Source organism: Sphingomonas sp. (assembly GCF_029239295.1).
In the GTDB taxonomy this organism is placed as follows: domain Bacteria; phylum Pseudomonadota; class Alphaproteobacteria; order Sphingomonadales; family Sphingomonadaceae; genus Sphingomonas.
The window spans coordinates 141,806-155,695 of record NZ_JAQZBC010000008.1; the positions used below are offsets into that span (position 1 = coordinate 141,806).

General features: G+C 63.7%; 20 protein-coding genes. 16 read left to right on the forward strand and 4 right to left on the reverse strand.

Annotated features, from left to right (window positions below; all coding sequences use genetic code 11):
• Window positions 1–15: 15 nt before the first annotated feature.
• The 6 genes from K0S66_RS10160 to K0S66_RS10185 are packed head-to-tail and all read left to right on the forward strand — an operon-like array spanning window position 16 to window position 3,623.
• Complete coding sequence (locus tag K0S66_RS10160; protein WP_301075254.1) at window positions 16–177, forward strand: hypothetical protein; 162 nt, start codon at window positions 16–18, stop codon at window positions 175–177.
• Window positions 170–520 carry a hypothetical protein gene (locus tag K0S66_RS10165; protein ID WP_301075255.1) on the forward strand — a complete coding sequence of 117 codons (351 nt, stop codon included), beginning with the start codon at window positions 170–172 and terminating at the stop codon, window positions 518–520. The genes K0S66_RS10160 and K0S66_RS10165 overlap by 8 nt, the downstream gene beginning before the upstream one ends.
• On the forward strand, window positions 520–2,526 hold the full coding sequence (locus K0S66_RS10170; protein WP_301075256.1) for an AAA family ATPase: 2,007 nt from the start codon (window positions 520–522) through the stop codon (window positions 2,524–2,526). Before K0S66_RS10165 ends, K0S66_RS10170 begins: the two co-directional genes overlap by 1 nt.
• Window positions 2,523–2,969, forward strand: a complete 447-nt coding sequence (locus K0S66_RS10175; RefSeq protein ID WP_301075257.1) for a hypothetical protein — start codon at window positions 2,523–2,525, stop codon at window positions 2,967–2,969. Before K0S66_RS10170 ends, K0S66_RS10175 begins: the two co-directional genes overlap by 4 nt.
• Window positions 2,966–3,265, forward strand: coding sequence for a hypothetical protein (locus tag K0S66_RS10180; protein ID WP_301075258.1), 300 nt, complete (start codon window positions 2,966–2,968; stop codon window positions 3,263–3,265). The genes K0S66_RS10175 and K0S66_RS10180 overlap by 4 nt, the downstream gene beginning before the upstream one ends.
• Complete coding sequence (locus K0S66_RS10185) at window positions 3,255–3,623, forward strand: HGGxSTG domain-containing protein (RefSeq protein WP_301075259.1); 369 nt, start codon at window positions 3,255–3,257, stop codon at window positions 3,621–3,623. Before K0S66_RS10180 ends, K0S66_RS10185 begins: the two co-directional genes overlap by 11 nt.
• A gap of 386 nt (window positions 3,624–4,009) precedes the next feature.
• On the opposite strand, the gene K0S66_RS16780 is transcribed toward K0S66_RS10185, so the two are convergent.
• Window positions 4,010–4,219, reverse strand: a complete 210-nt coding sequence (locus K0S66_RS16780; protein ID WP_366520811.1) for a hypothetical protein — start codon at window positions 4,217–4,219, stop codon at window positions 4,010–4,012.
• A 49-nt stretch (window positions 4,220–4,268) separates the two neighbouring features.
• Between K0S66_RS16780 and K0S66_RS16785 the strand changes: the two genes are divergently transcribed.
• On the forward strand, window positions 4,269–4,523 hold the full coding sequence (locus K0S66_RS16785) for an HGGxSTG domain-containing protein (RefSeq protein ID WP_366520812.1): 255 nt from the start codon (window positions 4,269–4,271) through the stop codon (window positions 4,521–4,523).
• Here K0S66_RS16785 and K0S66_RS10195 read toward each other — a convergent pair.
• Window positions 4,520–4,792 (reverse strand): hypothetical protein, encoded by a 273-nt coding sequence (locus K0S66_RS10195; protein WP_301075261.1) that lies wholly within the window; start codon window positions 4,790–4,792, stop codon window positions 4,520–4,522. The genes K0S66_RS16785 and K0S66_RS10195 overlap by 4 nt on opposite strands.
• A gap of 58 nt (window positions 4,793–4,850) precedes the next feature.
• Entirely contained in the window at window positions 4,851–5,981 is a 1,131-nt protein-coding gene (locus K0S66_RS10200; RefSeq protein ID WP_301075262.1) for a DUF4236 domain-containing protein, read from the reverse strand.
• Window positions 5,982–6,263: 282 nt separating this feature from the next.
• On the opposite strand from K0S66_RS10200, the gene K0S66_RS10205 reads away from it, so the two are divergent.
• From K0S66_RS10205 to K0S66_RS10245, 9 genes are read left to right on the forward strand one after another with little or no spacing between them, the layout of a single operon-like run.
• Window positions 6,264–6,701: a hypothetical protein gene (locus tag K0S66_RS10205; RefSeq protein ID WP_301075263.1), complete on the forward strand. Its 438-nt coding sequence runs from the start codon at window positions 6,264–6,266 to the stop codon at window positions 6,699–6,701.
• Between the two features lie 37 nt (window positions 6,702–6,738).
• A complete protein-coding gene (locus K0S66_RS10210; RefSeq protein WP_301075264.1) occupies window positions 6,739–6,939 on the forward strand; it encodes a hypothetical protein in 201 nt (66 codons plus the stop codon).
• Window positions 6,936–7,115, forward strand: a complete 180-nt coding sequence (locus tag K0S66_RS10215) for a hypothetical protein (protein ID WP_301075265.1) — start codon at window positions 6,936–6,938, stop codon at window positions 7,113–7,115. Before K0S66_RS10210 ends, K0S66_RS10215 begins: the two co-directional genes overlap by 4 nt.
• Window positions 7,112–7,696, forward strand: a complete 585-nt coding sequence (locus tag K0S66_RS10220; protein WP_301075266.1) for a hypothetical protein — start codon at window positions 7,112–7,114, stop codon at window positions 7,694–7,696. Before K0S66_RS10215 ends, K0S66_RS10220 begins: the two co-directional genes overlap by 4 nt.
• A complete protein-coding gene (locus K0S66_RS10225; RefSeq protein WP_301075267.1) occupies window positions 7,678–8,244 on the forward strand; it encodes a hypothetical protein in 567 nt (188 codons plus the stop codon). The genes K0S66_RS10220 and K0S66_RS10225 overlap by 19 nt, the downstream gene beginning before the upstream one ends.
• Entirely contained in the window at window positions 8,244–8,648 is a 405-nt protein-coding gene (locus tag K0S66_RS10230; RefSeq protein ID WP_301075268.1) for an HK97-gp10 family putative phage morphogenesis protein, read from the forward strand. Before K0S66_RS10225 ends, K0S66_RS10230 begins: the two co-directional genes overlap by 1 nt.
• Window positions 8,645–11,080 carry a phage tail length tape measure family protein gene (locus K0S66_RS10235; RefSeq protein ID WP_301075269.1) on the forward strand — a complete coding sequence of 812 codons (2,436 nt, stop codon included), beginning with the start codon at window positions 8,645–8,647 and terminating at the stop codon, window positions 11,078–11,080. The genes K0S66_RS10230 and K0S66_RS10235 overlap by 4 nt, the downstream gene beginning before the upstream one ends.
• Complete coding sequence (locus K0S66_RS10240; RefSeq protein WP_301075270.1) at window positions 11,077–11,520, forward strand: DUF3168 domain-containing protein; 444 nt, start codon at window positions 11,077–11,079, stop codon at window positions 11,518–11,520. The genes K0S66_RS10235 and K0S66_RS10240 overlap by 4 nt, the downstream gene beginning before the upstream one ends.
• 58 nt (window positions 11,521–11,578) lie before the next feature.
• On the forward strand, window positions 11,579–12,439 hold the full coding sequence (locus tag K0S66_RS10245; RefSeq protein ID WP_301075271.1) for an energy transducer TonB: 861 nt from the start codon (window positions 11,579–11,581) through the stop codon (window positions 12,437–12,439).
• A gap of 145 nt (window positions 12,440–12,584) precedes the next feature.
• Here K0S66_RS10245 and K0S66_RS10250 read toward each other — a convergent pair whose 3' ends face one another.
• Entirely contained in the window at window positions 12,585–13,769 is a 1,185-nt protein-coding gene (locus tag K0S66_RS10250; protein ID WP_301075272.1) for a plasmid recombination protein, read from the reverse strand.
• Window positions 13,770–13,890 lie beyond the last annotated feature (121 nt).

A 13,890-nucleotide genomic window follows, 5' to 3' on the forward strand; every position in this document is an offset into this window, starting at 1 on the left:
CATCAGGACGCCGCGATGGCGCTGCTCACCTCAGGTGCCGGGCTGCGGCCGCGTGAGGGACAGTTTCTGGGCGGCATCGCGTTCGACGCCAACATCCTCACCGAGAAGCAGAACAGCTGGCTCGCCATCCTGCTGAAGAAGCACGGACTTCCTCCGATGGAGGGTGTTGATGGCTGAATACCCGCTCGCGCCCGGTCACCGCGGCATCGACACCTCGGCTGCGGCGGCAGACGACATCAGCATCTCCGTGTCCCGGCTCCAGCGCATCGCACTCCGGGCGATCCGCGCGGCTGGTGCCCGCGGCCTGACCACGAACGAGTTGGCGGTAGCGGTTAAGCTCGACCGCGGGTCAATCCAGCCGCGCACGTCGGAGCTTCGCATGCAGGGGCTCATCTGCGACAGCGGAGCGCGACGGCTCAACGCGAACGGCAAGCGCGCAATCGTCTGGGTTGCGCGTAACCTCGTGCACCGCCCCTCGCCTGCCGTTGCGGACCGCGATGCCCGTTCGGGGAGCCTGTGATGGGGTCCCCCGCAGAGAACATCACTCGTCATTTCAATGGCGACTGGCATGGCTCGTATGGCAGCTTCCCCGCGCCTGGCCACTCGAAATCCGATCGCGGTGTGACCGTGAAGGACAACGACGACGGCGACGTCGTGATCAACAGCTTCAACGGAGCCGATTGGCGCGAGATCAAGGAACTATGCCGCGCAGCCGGCCTGTTGCCCCCGCTCCGGCAGGCTGCCGGCGACCAGTGGCGCATCACGGGCACCTACCATTACTACGACGCCAGCGGGGTCGAGGTTTACCGAACGGTTCGCCAGGAACGTGCGGGCCACAAGAAGAAGTTTGTGGCCGAGCGACCCAATGGCCGCGGTGGCTGGGTATTCGGCACCAACGGTATCAAGCGGGTCCTCTACCGCTTGCCTGAACTGCTCGCGTCTTCGCCCGATCTCCCGGTCTACTTCGTTGAGGGCGAGCGCAAGGCCGACAAGCTGGCGAGCTGGGGCTTGGTCGCCACGACCAGCCCGTTCGGATCGAAGAGTTGGCGGGACGGCTACGCCGCCGCCCTTGCCGGCCGCACTGTCGTCGTCCTGCCCGACAATGACAGCCCTGGACGCGAGTACGCTGAGAAAGTCCGAGCCGCTGTCGAAGCTGCCGGTGGACGGGCGGTGATCTTGGAGCTTGAAGGGCTGCCGGCCGGCGGCGACATCGTGGATTGGCGAGGCACTGCCGATGATCTGAGCCGCCTCACGAACGCCGCCCTGCGTCCGTCCGTCGAGATGTTCCCGGTGGCCGACTTGGCTGCCTGGGCCGAGCAGGAGCCTGAGCCTAAGTCCTTCCGCATGGACGGCGTCATCCCGGACGGAGAGGTAACTCTCTTCACCGGCCCCGGCGGCACCAACAAGTCGACGTTTGGACTGCAGCTATGCGCCGCCAGCGCGGCCGGGCGGAAGATGCTGGGTGTGGCGGTGCAGCCGGGCAACGCCCTCTACGTTACAGCCGAGGACGAGGACCGGGAAAACCACTGGCGGCTGCGGAAGATCGCCAGCGCGATCGGCACCAGCGTCGACAAGCTTGCCGGAAAACTCGCCGTCGTTTCGCTGCGCGGACGGCTCAACAACGAACTAGCCACCTTCGACTCCGAGGGACGCTTGCACCCCGCCCCGGCTTACACGCTGCTCCGCAGCACTATCACGGAGACCGGGACGAAACTGGTCGTGCTCGACAACGTCGGCCACCTGTTCATCGGGAACGAAAACGACCGCGGCCAAGTGACCGGGTTCATCAATCTGCTCTACCAGCTGTGCCGAGAGCTCGGCGTCACGGTGGTTCTGATCGCGCACCCCAACAAGGTGGGCGACAGCTATTCCGGCTCTACTGCTTGGCTCAACGCCGTCCGGTCCCAGATCGTCCTGAAGCGCCCTGACGACGGTCACGACCCCGACGCTCGGATCCTGACGCTCGGCAAGGCGAACTACGCCCGCCCAGACCAACAGATCGTGTTCCGCTGGCACGACTTCGCCCTCGTGCTTGATAGCGACCTGTCCGACGAGCTGCGCGGGGAAGTAGCCGCGATCGCGCGGGACAACAGTGACGATGCGGTGTTTCTCGCCTGCCTCGCGGAGCGCACGCGCCAGCGTCGTGCGGTGTCGGAGAAGACCGGACGCAACCTTGCCCCGGTTGTCTTCGCCACCATGCCTGAAGCCCGCGGCGTGTCCAAGGACCGGCTCGAGCGAGCCATGGACAGGCTGTTCCGCACTGGCCGCATCGAACGTGCCGAGCTCTGGCGCGGTGCCGACCGGAAGGCCGTGTTTGGCCTGCGGGAAACAGCTGGCGAGGGTGCGGGAAACGGTGCGGAAAACGGCGCGGAAACACGGTGCGTGAACGCGGGAAACGACTCCGCGGAAACGTGCAGAACACACACGCTCCCCTTACAGGGGAACGCAGGCGCGGCCTTGAGCGGCCTCGCGCCTGCGCCCCAAGCACCTGATGAGACAGCCCCGATCAAGGGGTGGGATGCATGAACGCGCAGCTACGTCTTCGCGTTAAGCCGGAGCCAAAGGAGGGGGCTGATCTTCCCGCCCTCAACCCCGAGCAGCGCGAAGCCATGCGCGGCCTGCCAACCGAACTAGTTCGTGGGATCGCCAGCCTATTTCGCCAACGCGCGCCCCTGATCACCAAGCCCGACGTGTGGCCCGTGATCGTCGGGGATGCGCTGTATCTGGCGAGCACCGGTTGGGCCGTCGATGCGCTAGCGCTTGGCTGGCATCCGCTTGAACTGTTCGGCTGCAGCGCCTCGGCCCGCGGGGACGATGATCGTCTCGGTCTCGCGGGCCGGCTCGATGGGCGGGACATCACGCAGATTACCGATACCGCCGTGCTGCTCAGCAACGAGGACAGGTTCTTCCTCCTGCGCCGAAACGCCAGCTGGGAAAACACGATCTACCTCTGGGAGTATGGCCGTTGATCGAGAATCTACCCTCCCGCCCGGACCTAGCTGCCTCTGCAAGCCGGTCTGCGGAAGGCCAGGAAAAGCGTGCGCGCTGGCTGTTCGACCAAATGGCCAGGAACATCGGCGGCGGGGCAGTGAACCACCTGAAGGCCATGTATCCGGCCGCGCTCGCAGCCGTGCCGAAGTCGGCCGAGATCTCGCTGACCAACCACATCCGCAACGACATTAACTGGCGCATGCGTCCCCTGCTCATGGCCATGATCGCCATGCACCGGGAATGGGAGGAAGAACGCGCGGGGGATGATGCGTGATCAGCGCCTCGACGCAGCTTCCGGCCAGTATCGCGCGCGCATTGGTAGGGTTCCGATCATGACAACGCGCGTCGGCTCATACCGAAGGCTCGTCTCGGAGTATGCGGCGCTGTGCCGTGAACTCGCGCAGCTTCCGCAGCTCCCCGAACTTGGCGTTCATTCGACCATGCGGGCGCTTAGCTGCGGCGCCCGCACCCGCGCCGGCCAGCCGTGCCGACGGACCGATCTCGCGGATAGCGGCCGATGTCGCTTCCACGGCGGCGCGAGCACCGGGCCCAAGACGCAAGCCGGGAAGGACCGCGCGCGCGCGAACCTCTCGCTGCGCTGGCGTGACAGCAACGATCAGGAGAACACGTGATGGGTGCAAGGAAGACGAAGTCTGAGGCGCCGGTAGACCTCCGCCCCGCTCCTTTCGAGAAGGAGCAAGCACGGATTGCCATGGCCCGGGAGCGGTGGGTGGATCGCACGCCGCCGGTCCAAATCCAACGCAACGAGGACGGGGTCGGCACCGCGCCTCATAGCGACGACAGCGGCTGGACGATGCGGATCGGCGACGCGTTCGGCACCCGTTCGCCCGAGTTCATGTCGCAGGCCCTTACCGCGCTGAACGCTACCACCCGTTCGAGAGACTCGGCGGAAGCGACCGAGCAGCAGTGGAATGCGGCCATCGCCTTGGTGTCTGCCGTTGCCCCGGAGAACGAACTAGAAGCCGCGTTGGCGGTGCAGATGGCCTCGAATCACGCGCTAACGACCGACATCATGGGCAGAGCGGCGAGCACGACGAACCGGGACTTCCTGCAGCTTTACGGCAACCTCGCGGTCAAGCTCCAGCGCACGTTCACGGCCCAGATCGAAGCGCTGGCCCGAATGCGCGGCAAGGGCCAGCAGACCGTTCGTGTCGAGCATGTGACCGTGGAGGCAGGCGCGCAGGCGATCGTCGGCGACGTCCATCATCACGGCCCCCGGGGGACCGGGGCTCCACCAAGAACCGAGGAACGACCGCATGAGCCGAGCCGAACAGCCACAATCCCTCAAGCAAGCGCGGCGCTGCCTAGCCCGCACGCGGAAGGGAACGGCGTGCCAGTGCCCAGCAATGCCGAACGGACGGTGTCGCATTCACGGCGGGCTGTCCCCAGGCGTGCCCGGCAACCAAAACGCACTTAAGCACGGGCGCTATTCCCGCGATTACCTCGCCATAAGGCGAGCCGTTGCAGAGATGCGAAGGGAGTTGCACAGCCTAAAGAAGCAGATGGATTAAAAGACCCGGCCGGGCTTATTCAGCCAGTCGCCGCAGCCATAGTTCACAGAACCCCAGTCTCGCGTAATGCGCACGACAAATAATTTGTCGTTGCCGTCCACTTTGGCGCGCAAGGCATCCCGCACCTGTGTCGTGCTTAGCGTCGTATCAATGAGGTAGACGGACTCGAGGCCCTTGCACCAGTCTGGGAAGGATCGAAGATAGTCATGCACCGGCTGGTAGCTTCTCCCTGGAGCCTTCAAATCATACGTCACGAGATATACGGCCATGCTTCTCCCCCCACACCGATTCTAATTCAGCTAGATGCTGGCACTTGGACGCTGGTGGTCAAGCCCGTTTCGCAACAGCGGGAAGAGCTTCGCTCGCGGGAACCCCCGTATTCTTCGGCAAAGCTTGCAGCGCCTCCGCGAACAAGGATGCAAGTCCCGTTCTAGAGAACTCGACCAGTTCATTGAGGCCAGTGCCACTACGAAGATGCATTGCCTCGTATCGGCATATCGGGATCTGCCTGTTATCCCGGAAGCGCCTATCCGGGCCACCGCTCTTGTTGGGATGCTTCCATGTGTACCCGATGACTTCAGCGTCACCCGGCACTTGGCCATCCTCAATGAAGTTCGAATCCTGCCAAACCACCGATAAGCGGCTGTAAGCGACAGCGCCAATAGCATGACCGTCGTCCACCAAGGCGACGTCAGGCATGAAGTAAATCACCTGCCTACCCACATATAGCGCGGGCGGTGTTATGTTGCTCGTGACCGCTGCTGGCAGCCTGTACTCAAGCACGGTCGGCTTCTTGCGGACGATATGGCTCGCGCCTGCGTTTCGCTTCCAAGTCGTTATGTCCTGAACCGCGCCTCCGGCTTCGACATGCCACCGGCCCGCGCAGCCTGCCAGCAGGTCGAAACCGCGGGTCACTCGCTCATAGGCTTGCTGCACCTCTGGCTCGAGATCATAGAACAGCACGCTCGTGCGGCGGTATGAGTCGAGCCATTTGCCAAACGACCAGCCGACCGGGCCGAGCAGACCAAGCACGATCCATCCTCCCCCGGCGGCCAATCCGATCAACAGTCCGAGGATACCGATCGACCAACCAAGCGTCGCCGCCATGCTTAGTTGCCGCCGCTTCTCGTTGATCTCGTCCAGCATGTCCGCAAAAGACTCATCCCTCATTGCGAGCACGTCAGCGGACTCGACCTCGATCATCTCCACGCCACTTTCGAAGGTGGAAACCGGGATTGCAGATGGCGAAACTTCGGAAACCGCTTGGCCTCGTCGTTCGCCTGGCTTGCCGATCGTGGCTCGATAATAGAAGCCACCGCGCCCTGCGTGAACGTAATGCCCTCTCGGCCCAGTTCCGACGCGGAAGCCTTTCACGCCAACTGATGCACCAACGCCACCACGAGAGAAGTTGAACCGGAACGGTCCCGCGCTGACCGACTTTTTGAAGTAAAACGGCATGCTGTTCTCTTCCCCCTCCGCCCCAATCCTGCATCGTTGTTGCTGCGGGGTGATTCGACAAGCTTGATCCAAGTCATGTCACCCGATGCAGTGGTGAGCGCAGAGCGGTGTGCGGGGGAACCCGACTACAGGGCTGCTGCCGGCGGTAATCTTTTACCACCATGAGCGCGACTGTAGCGCATGGCATGTCGACCCACCGCCGCCGACACTTCGCTTTCAAGCGCCGAATGGATCGCCGGCTTTCACAGCAGGCTCGCCACACGGGATGCAGCAGATTGGGCGTTGGCCGATTGGGTGGTGACCGGGCGAGCCGCCGGGCTGAAAACGACGAGCAAGGCGATCGGCGACGCGCTCGACATTCCGCACACGAAGCTGGGCGAGCTGCGCCGGGTTGCCCTCGCATTTCCCTGTAATCGCAGAGACACGCGCCTCTCGTTCGAAACACACGCACAGCTCGCGACCTTCCCGGAAGCTGAACGGTTCGACATGGCCACCCGCGCCGCCGCAGAAGGCTGGGGACTGCGCAGCGCAAGGCGTGCTGCCATAAAGCACCGGCAGGATCTCGCCGGCTTCGTGGATGAGGATCAGGACACGCCACAAGCGGTGCTGATCATGCGCGCCTGGAACCGCGCCTCACCGGAGGCCCGCCAGTATTTCGCCGAGCTTCAGGAAGCGGCCGGTCTCGGCATCGTGGACGAGGAGGCAGCCTGTGTCGCTTAGCAGGCTGAAGGCGCCCTCCACAAAGGTGGCTCACCCCGTGCCGCCCGAATTCGAGCCGATCTTCATCACGCAGGGCTGGCGACGCGCCGAATACCTGTTCGGCAAGCGCGCCGCCAAGCGGTGGTTCACTGTGCTGGGACCCGACCGCCTTCGCGCCGCCCGGACCGCTCACCGCACTGCCGAGCAAAACAAGCGCCGCACCATCGAACTTCGCCGGAAAGCAGGAGCACGAAATTGACCGACGCCCACCAGCCCAGCGCCGCCCAGCAGCCCATCGTATTCACCCGTGAGCAACTCCAGGAGATCAAGGCGATTGCTCAGGCCACGGCTATCGCGACGATCCGGAACATGTCGCAGTACGGGACCGCCGATCCTTATCGCCGTCACAACGGCACGCCGGTGGGTGAGGCATGAGCCAGGATCTTGGCACCGCCGTCGAGCGCGACGGCAAGCTGGTGTGGGCGGGCACCGGCCGGCCGCTCACCGGATACGAGCAGCGCATGCGGTCCAACTGCGGCTGCCTGTGGCTTCCCCTGTTTGGGGGCATCTTCTTGCTCGCCCCGTCACACGACGCGATCTGTGCGTTCGAGAAGCGGCATGATCGCGGCATTGGCACTGTGCACGGCTACTTCCTCAAGGCGGCAGACGTTGAACGGGAGCGGTCCGCTGCAATGCCGGTGAACGGCGGCGGCTGGCCTCCCTTCGTTCGCCCCGCTGCGCCGACACGCGAGCAAATGCTTGAGATCATCACCATGGCCGTGGCCGGCGGCGCCCGCGCGGTGACCGCGGGAAGGATCCGCACCTTCACCGCCGCGGAGGCGGCTGCGATCGTGCAGTTTCACCTCGCCGACGCCCCATCATCCGAACTGGAGCCGATCGTCGCCGCCGTCGTCGCGCACGTCATCCACGGTGGTGAGCCCTCCCCCGAGGAACTGGCCGCCTTTACTATCGGCGTGCGCAACCCTGTCGTGCCCGGGTGGGTGCTGGCGGCGTGAGCAATGCTGCCCAGCTTGCCGCGCTCCGGGCTGAGCTTGAGCGCCGCCGGGATGCGCCCAAGCGGGTGACCTGGGCAGACCTGCCGTTCGGGGATGGCGTGTATCGCTTTCATCTCGGCCGCAAGGAGATCGCCGAACTGGAGCGGCTGTGCGGCTTCAAGGACGCTGAAGGCAATCACCGACCGCTCGGTATCGGCGGCATCTTCAGTCGCATGGCCCGTGGGCGCCCTCTCCTACCATCCGGCGAGCCGGACTGGACGCAGGTGAGCGCAGCCGAGATCCTGGCGTCGGAAATCATCGAGCGCGACGCTGTAGAAACAATCCGCCTGGCGCTGATCGGCGGCGGTTCGGGCGAGGTGGCGGGAGAACCGGTGGTCGTCTCGGCCAATCGCGCCCAGCAGCTTGTCAGTACCTACGTCGTGGGACGGCCGATCGAGGATGCGTGGACGATTGCGTTCGCTGTGCTTGGTCTAGCGATGTTCGGTGTGGAGCTGCCGACCAAGTCCGTCACAACCAACGCCGAACCTGACGATCCGGTGGCGGCCTAATGGGCATTCACTGGAACCACCGTGGCGGCCTGAAGCGCTTCATTGCCGCGGTTGAGAAGCATGTAGGGCCGGCCACGTTCGCCGCAGGCGATCTGGTCGCCGACCATGCGAAGGGATTGATCATGGCGGGTTCGGTGTCCGGGAAGCACCACGTTGCCAGCCTGCCAGGGCAGCCACCAAACAACGACACCCAGCATCTCCACGATAATATCGAGGTGGTTCAGGAGAACCCGCTAAAGGTGCTCGTCGCATCCAACGCCAAATACTCGACAGCGCTGGAATACGGCACATCGAAGATGGCCCCTCGCCCATTCTTTCACCCCGCCGTCGCCGCCACCAAGAAAGAGGTCGCAGCCACTATCCGCCGGGGCGTCAAACGCGCCATCAAGGAAGCCGGGAAATGATCACCGCCGAGTCGCTGGTCGTTGAGATTGCCACGCGCGTCGACAAAGCCCGCAGCGACATCAAGGGTGTCGGTAACGACTTCGACACCTCCGCGAACACGGTGCAGAACGCCACCAGACGCATCGAAGCGGCCACCACGAAGGCGACGGCAACAATCGAGCGAGACAGTGCACGGATTGCCAACGCCCAGCGCAATGTTGCCCGCCAATATGCGGACATCGGTGCGCAGCTAGCCGGCGGCCAGTCGCCGTTTCTCATCGCTGCGCAGCAAGCCCCACAGCTCGCCGATGCCCTGGCCGACACAGGTGGAAAGGCTGCCAAGGTCGCGTCGTTCTTCGCTGGTCCGCTTGGCGCCAGCCTTCTCGCGGTCGGTTCGATCCTCGGTGCCACCCTCGTTCCTGCTCTGCTCAGCGCGGGTGATGCCAGCAACACGATGAGCGACGCTCAGGCGGACCTGAAGAACTATGTCGACCTGACCACGGGGGCGATCAATCGGCAGGTGACAGCAGTAGAGCGCCTCGCAGCCGCGCAGGCGCGACAGGGCGCGATCGAGCAGCAGACTAATGCGTACATGACGGCCCGCAGCCGGGCGGTTGGCGCTGTGCGGGATGCCAGCAGCGTCAGTAATCCGGTCCTTGCTGCTTCCGAGGTGATGGATCCGCGCAGCGCGTTCGACGATCCAATCAAGCGGCGCCTTCGCGATCTCGTGTCCGAATATAACGCCGGCCGCCGCTCAATCGGGGACTTCGGCATCGCAGTCCGTCAGGCGGTCGGGGACCGGCCAGAATACCGCGAGCTGGTGAAGGTCGTTACCGCGCAGTCCGCGGCGGCTACGGACGCGACCCGCAGCGTGAACAAGCTCCGTGCCGAGCAAGCCCTGCTCACCGGGACAGCCACCGCCCAACAGAAGGCGCTGCTGGGTGTGGGGCAGGCCACAGCCGGCCTGATCGAGAAGCAGGTTGCCCTTGCGACGGCCACCACTGGCCTAGAGCGGGCGCGGGCCAAGCTCGCCCTGGTTGAGGAGCGCGGGCGAACCATTCAGGCTGGGGATGCTAAGGCGCTTGGGCAGTATCGCACCGATCTAACCGCCGCGCAGAACGCGGTAAATGCGGCGGAGGCAGCCGAGAAAGGCGCGACGAAGGCGAAGCGCGATCATGCCGCGGCCACGCGAGAAGCGGCCAAGGCAGAACGCGAGCGCATCAAGAACCTGCGTGAAGCCGCGCGCGCAGAACGCGATATGATCGGACTGCGCAGCGACCTGCTTTCGAGCAAGTCGGACATCACATCCGACAGCCGCTTACAGGACGAATACACCCGGCAGCGTATTCGGCTTGATCAGCAGGGGCAGACCAGCCGCCTCGATGAGCAGCGCTCGCTTGGGGAGTTGAGCCAGCAGGAGTACAGCGAGCGGAAGAAGCTGATCGACCAGATCACCGAAAACCGCCTGCTGCTCGTGAATCGGAACGAGACGGTCCGGACTTCGAACGAGGAGTTGGCGGCAGCGCAGGCCCGCATCGGTAATAACCGGGAACTGCTCGAGGCGCAGACCAGTCTTGCCCGGTCCGCCCGCGAACGAGCCATGATCCAGAACCAGCTACTGGATCTCGCGATTGAGGAGCGCCGCCTGGCGGCGCAGCGGATCATTGATCTCGCCACTCAAGGGAAAGCGTCGAAGGAAGAGGGTGCGATCGCACAAGGGACACTCGACATCCTGCCGCAGGTGCAGGCTGCCGGACGCCGCGCGATTTCTCAGCAGAACATGACGCCAGGCCAGTCCTACCTCAGCTCCCTTCCTGGCACCGCGGAAGAGATCAACGACGCAATTGAGGGAATAGAGGCGCGCGGGTTGGACAAGCTTAACGACGGGCTGACCGACGCGATCATGGGCGCGAGATCCCTGGGGGATGCCTTCAGCAACGTCGCCGATCAGATCATTTCCGACCTCGTCCGTATCGCCATCCAGCAGGCCATCATCAAGCCCTTGGCAGGGCTGCTGTTTGGTGCGGACATGGCAACCGGTGGGATCAGCGGCTTGGTCGGCTCTTTGGTAAGTGGGATTTTCGGCGGCGGGCGCGCCTCCGGTGGCCCTGTGAGCGCAGGCACGACTTACTTGGTGGGCGAGCGCGGACCGGAACTGCTGCGCATGGGTGCGCAGTCTGGGACGGTAGTGCCGAACCATGCCATCACGAACCTGTCAGGCATTGCCGGCAGCGCTCTTCGCCCGCCGGCTCAACAACCAGTCGTGATCAAAGTCGAGGCGGATGAGGGTAGGATGTTCGTGCCCCGGGTGCGGGCAATCAGCGGACAGGTGTCGGTGCAAACGCTCCAAGCAGGCGCGCCTCAGATTGTAAGCGCGGCGACAGCGCAGGCGCGCCGAGAGGCGCCGATGGCCGTGGCGAATTACCAGCGACTTGGAACCGCAACTCGGTGATAGCAGGCGACCTGATCAGGGAAACGAGGCGAGCCGTTCTCGCTCGGCTTAAGGCTGATGGTGCTCTGGTTAAGTTGGTGCCAGCAGAACGGATCTATCCATCCACTGTGCCAGCAACGCCGATGTTCCCCTTCGGCCGCTTCGTCGCGCCGCTGTCGGTGCCGCTCGACGGCGCATGCTTCCGCGGTGGCACCGTCACATTCACCTATCACTTTTTCGCAAAGCCACGGTTCGTCGGACGCGCGCAGGTGCAAACTGCTGAGGATCTCTGCGCCCGTCTCTTGTCGGTCGCGAAGGCATGTCTGCACAACCAACGGCTTCCGCTTGATGTTGGAGGCGCGCGCCTCCGGGTTCAATCGTCACGCCTAATCCGCGACTTTGACGAAGCTGATGTGTGTCATGGCATTCTTTCTGTTGAGGCTCGCGCGATCGTTTCGTAGCTTGCACGGTCTTAAGCGCATCGCACATCGCGATTCATAGATAGCGGACGGCAGAAGAATGGCGGCGAGGAGCAAGGAAATCGGCGCTATACTCCTCGCTATCGCAGCCATGACACTTACCGCATCGCCTGCACTTGCGCGCGATTGGCCGACGACGGCGGGCTGGGAAATACTTGAGGGCGGTGATTACTGCGCCATCTCGTCGGAGTTTCAAGGTAAAGGCGAGACCGAGCTGACTGTGGCCAAACGCTTGGACGGCGACGTCGTCCTAATCGTCACCAACTATGGCTGGTCGGCGAAAAAGGACGCGTCCTACGAGCTGACCTTCCATGTGGATGGCAAGGAATATGGTGGAGGAAAGGCAATCGGCATTGGCGAAAGCTATGGCCGGAAGGGCTTTGCCACCAAGTTCTCGGCAGACTTTGCCTCGTCCCTTTCCGCGGGCTCGGGCCTGAAGATTTACATGGGCGACACCTTGGTTGACAGCCTCAACCTGTCCGGTTCGCGCGCGGCTTTCGGAACGGTTGACCGGTGCCTCGCTGCTAAGCGAGCAATCGCCGCCGCTGCGGAGCGCGAGCGCCAGCGCTTCGCGCACATACCCGACGACCCGTTCACGGGGGCATCAGCTGGTCCAACACCCCCGCGTGGCAATCCCGCCGACTGGATCACCCAGGACGATTACCCTCCCTCCGCGATCCGCGCAGAGGAGGAAGGCACGACCTCAATTGCCTTCACGGTGAACAGTGAGGGTCGCGTGGAGGATTGCCGGGTCACGGCGTCCAGCGGATCGCCCGCGCTTGATCAAGCGACTTGTCGAACGTTGACCCGGCGGGGGCGCTATACGCCGGCCAACGATGCAGCCGGTAAACCCACGAGCGCCGCCGGAACGCACACTTTTACTTGGCGCCTGCCGAACTAGCGGCGTCACCGGATGGGCGCGTTGCGGCTGCGCAAGATTCAGTGCGTCAGCAATTGATCCTGCGAGCCATGCGCCTCGTCCTCATCATGGACGGCGCCCGAATGGGCCTTGGGATGGATCGGCTGTAGGGCACCTCGGGCAGAAGCTATCTGCGCTGGCCCGTTATTCGGTCCAACTGACGCCTGGTTTGCAACGGCAGGGCCTCACGATCTGCTGCCGAGACCCTGACAAGAACAGAAGCCAGATTGAGGTCTTGAAGCTTCCTCAGCAGAAATCGTGCACCCGACGGCAATTCCGAGTGCGGCACGGAAAGCAGCGCGGCTCCGAGAGCCTCAGCAAAGTCCGATGCCTTCGCGAGCTCTGCGATGGATTGCTTAACATCGAAAAGCCGCATGCGTGCCTCATGTCGGTCCTTAGCAGCGGCTCTTCGATTTTCCTGAACCGCTGCCGCATCGGCTTCGATCTGTCGCTTCAGCGCCTCAAGCCGAAGGGCCTTATTCCTGATCTTCGCTCTTTCTCGGCCGACTTCGGCTTGGGCGTCTAGGAGCGCCCTGCGCGTCGCATTGACCTCCTCAAGTAACCGGGCCTGCTCCTTGAGGAACACCTTGTTGCGTTCGGCATCCTTTGCTGCCTGCTCGCTCGCCAATGCCTGTGCGGTTGCCGCGGCATCGGCCGCCGCCACCGCTCGTGCTTTCTCCGCATCAAGCTCCGCAAGCTCGACCGCGTAGGGCCTGTATTTCGCACGCGATCCCGACACTCCTCGAACTAGACCAAGTGGAGACATCGCCTTTGCGTACGCATCATGCACCGCCTGATACATGCCGGGCCCCGAAATGCTTTTCGCTTCAAGCGTCCACGTCTTTCCTCGATCTGGCCAGCGCCGGTAGGTTTTCTCGACGAGTGGCAACAGCACGACATGAATGTGCGGGGTGGTCTCGTCCACATGAAGAACCATCGAGACGATGCGGTTCCCGCCCCAAAAGTCGCGTGCAAACGAACATGCGGCTGCGATCCAAGCACCAGTTCGCTTTTGCGCCTCCACGCCTGCGCCGTACGTGAAGAACTTCGGTGAGGCAGTCATTATGGCCTCGAATGCAATGGCAGCATTCTTGCGCAGCCCGGCAGGATCAATCTGATGATCCCGCAAGCGCGTTTTTACCTCCGTGATCAAGTCGGCCCCACCCCATAGGCGAACCGGTCCCGGGGCCCTGGGGTCACAATGCGGTTCCGGCTTCTCGCGGTTGTTGTGACTGGCGATCGCCGCCAATCGGGACCACGTCTTTACCGGCCCCTGATCGCTGAAGGTGACGATACCGAAATTCTCAGCCATGCCCTATCTCCCCGCTTACGGGATGACGTGCTCCCCAAAGCTCTACCAGTCATAACTGGAGTCCGGGGTTGGTATGGTGCCCCTCGGGGCGGTGTTGCACAACCCGCCTGGCAGCATCGAC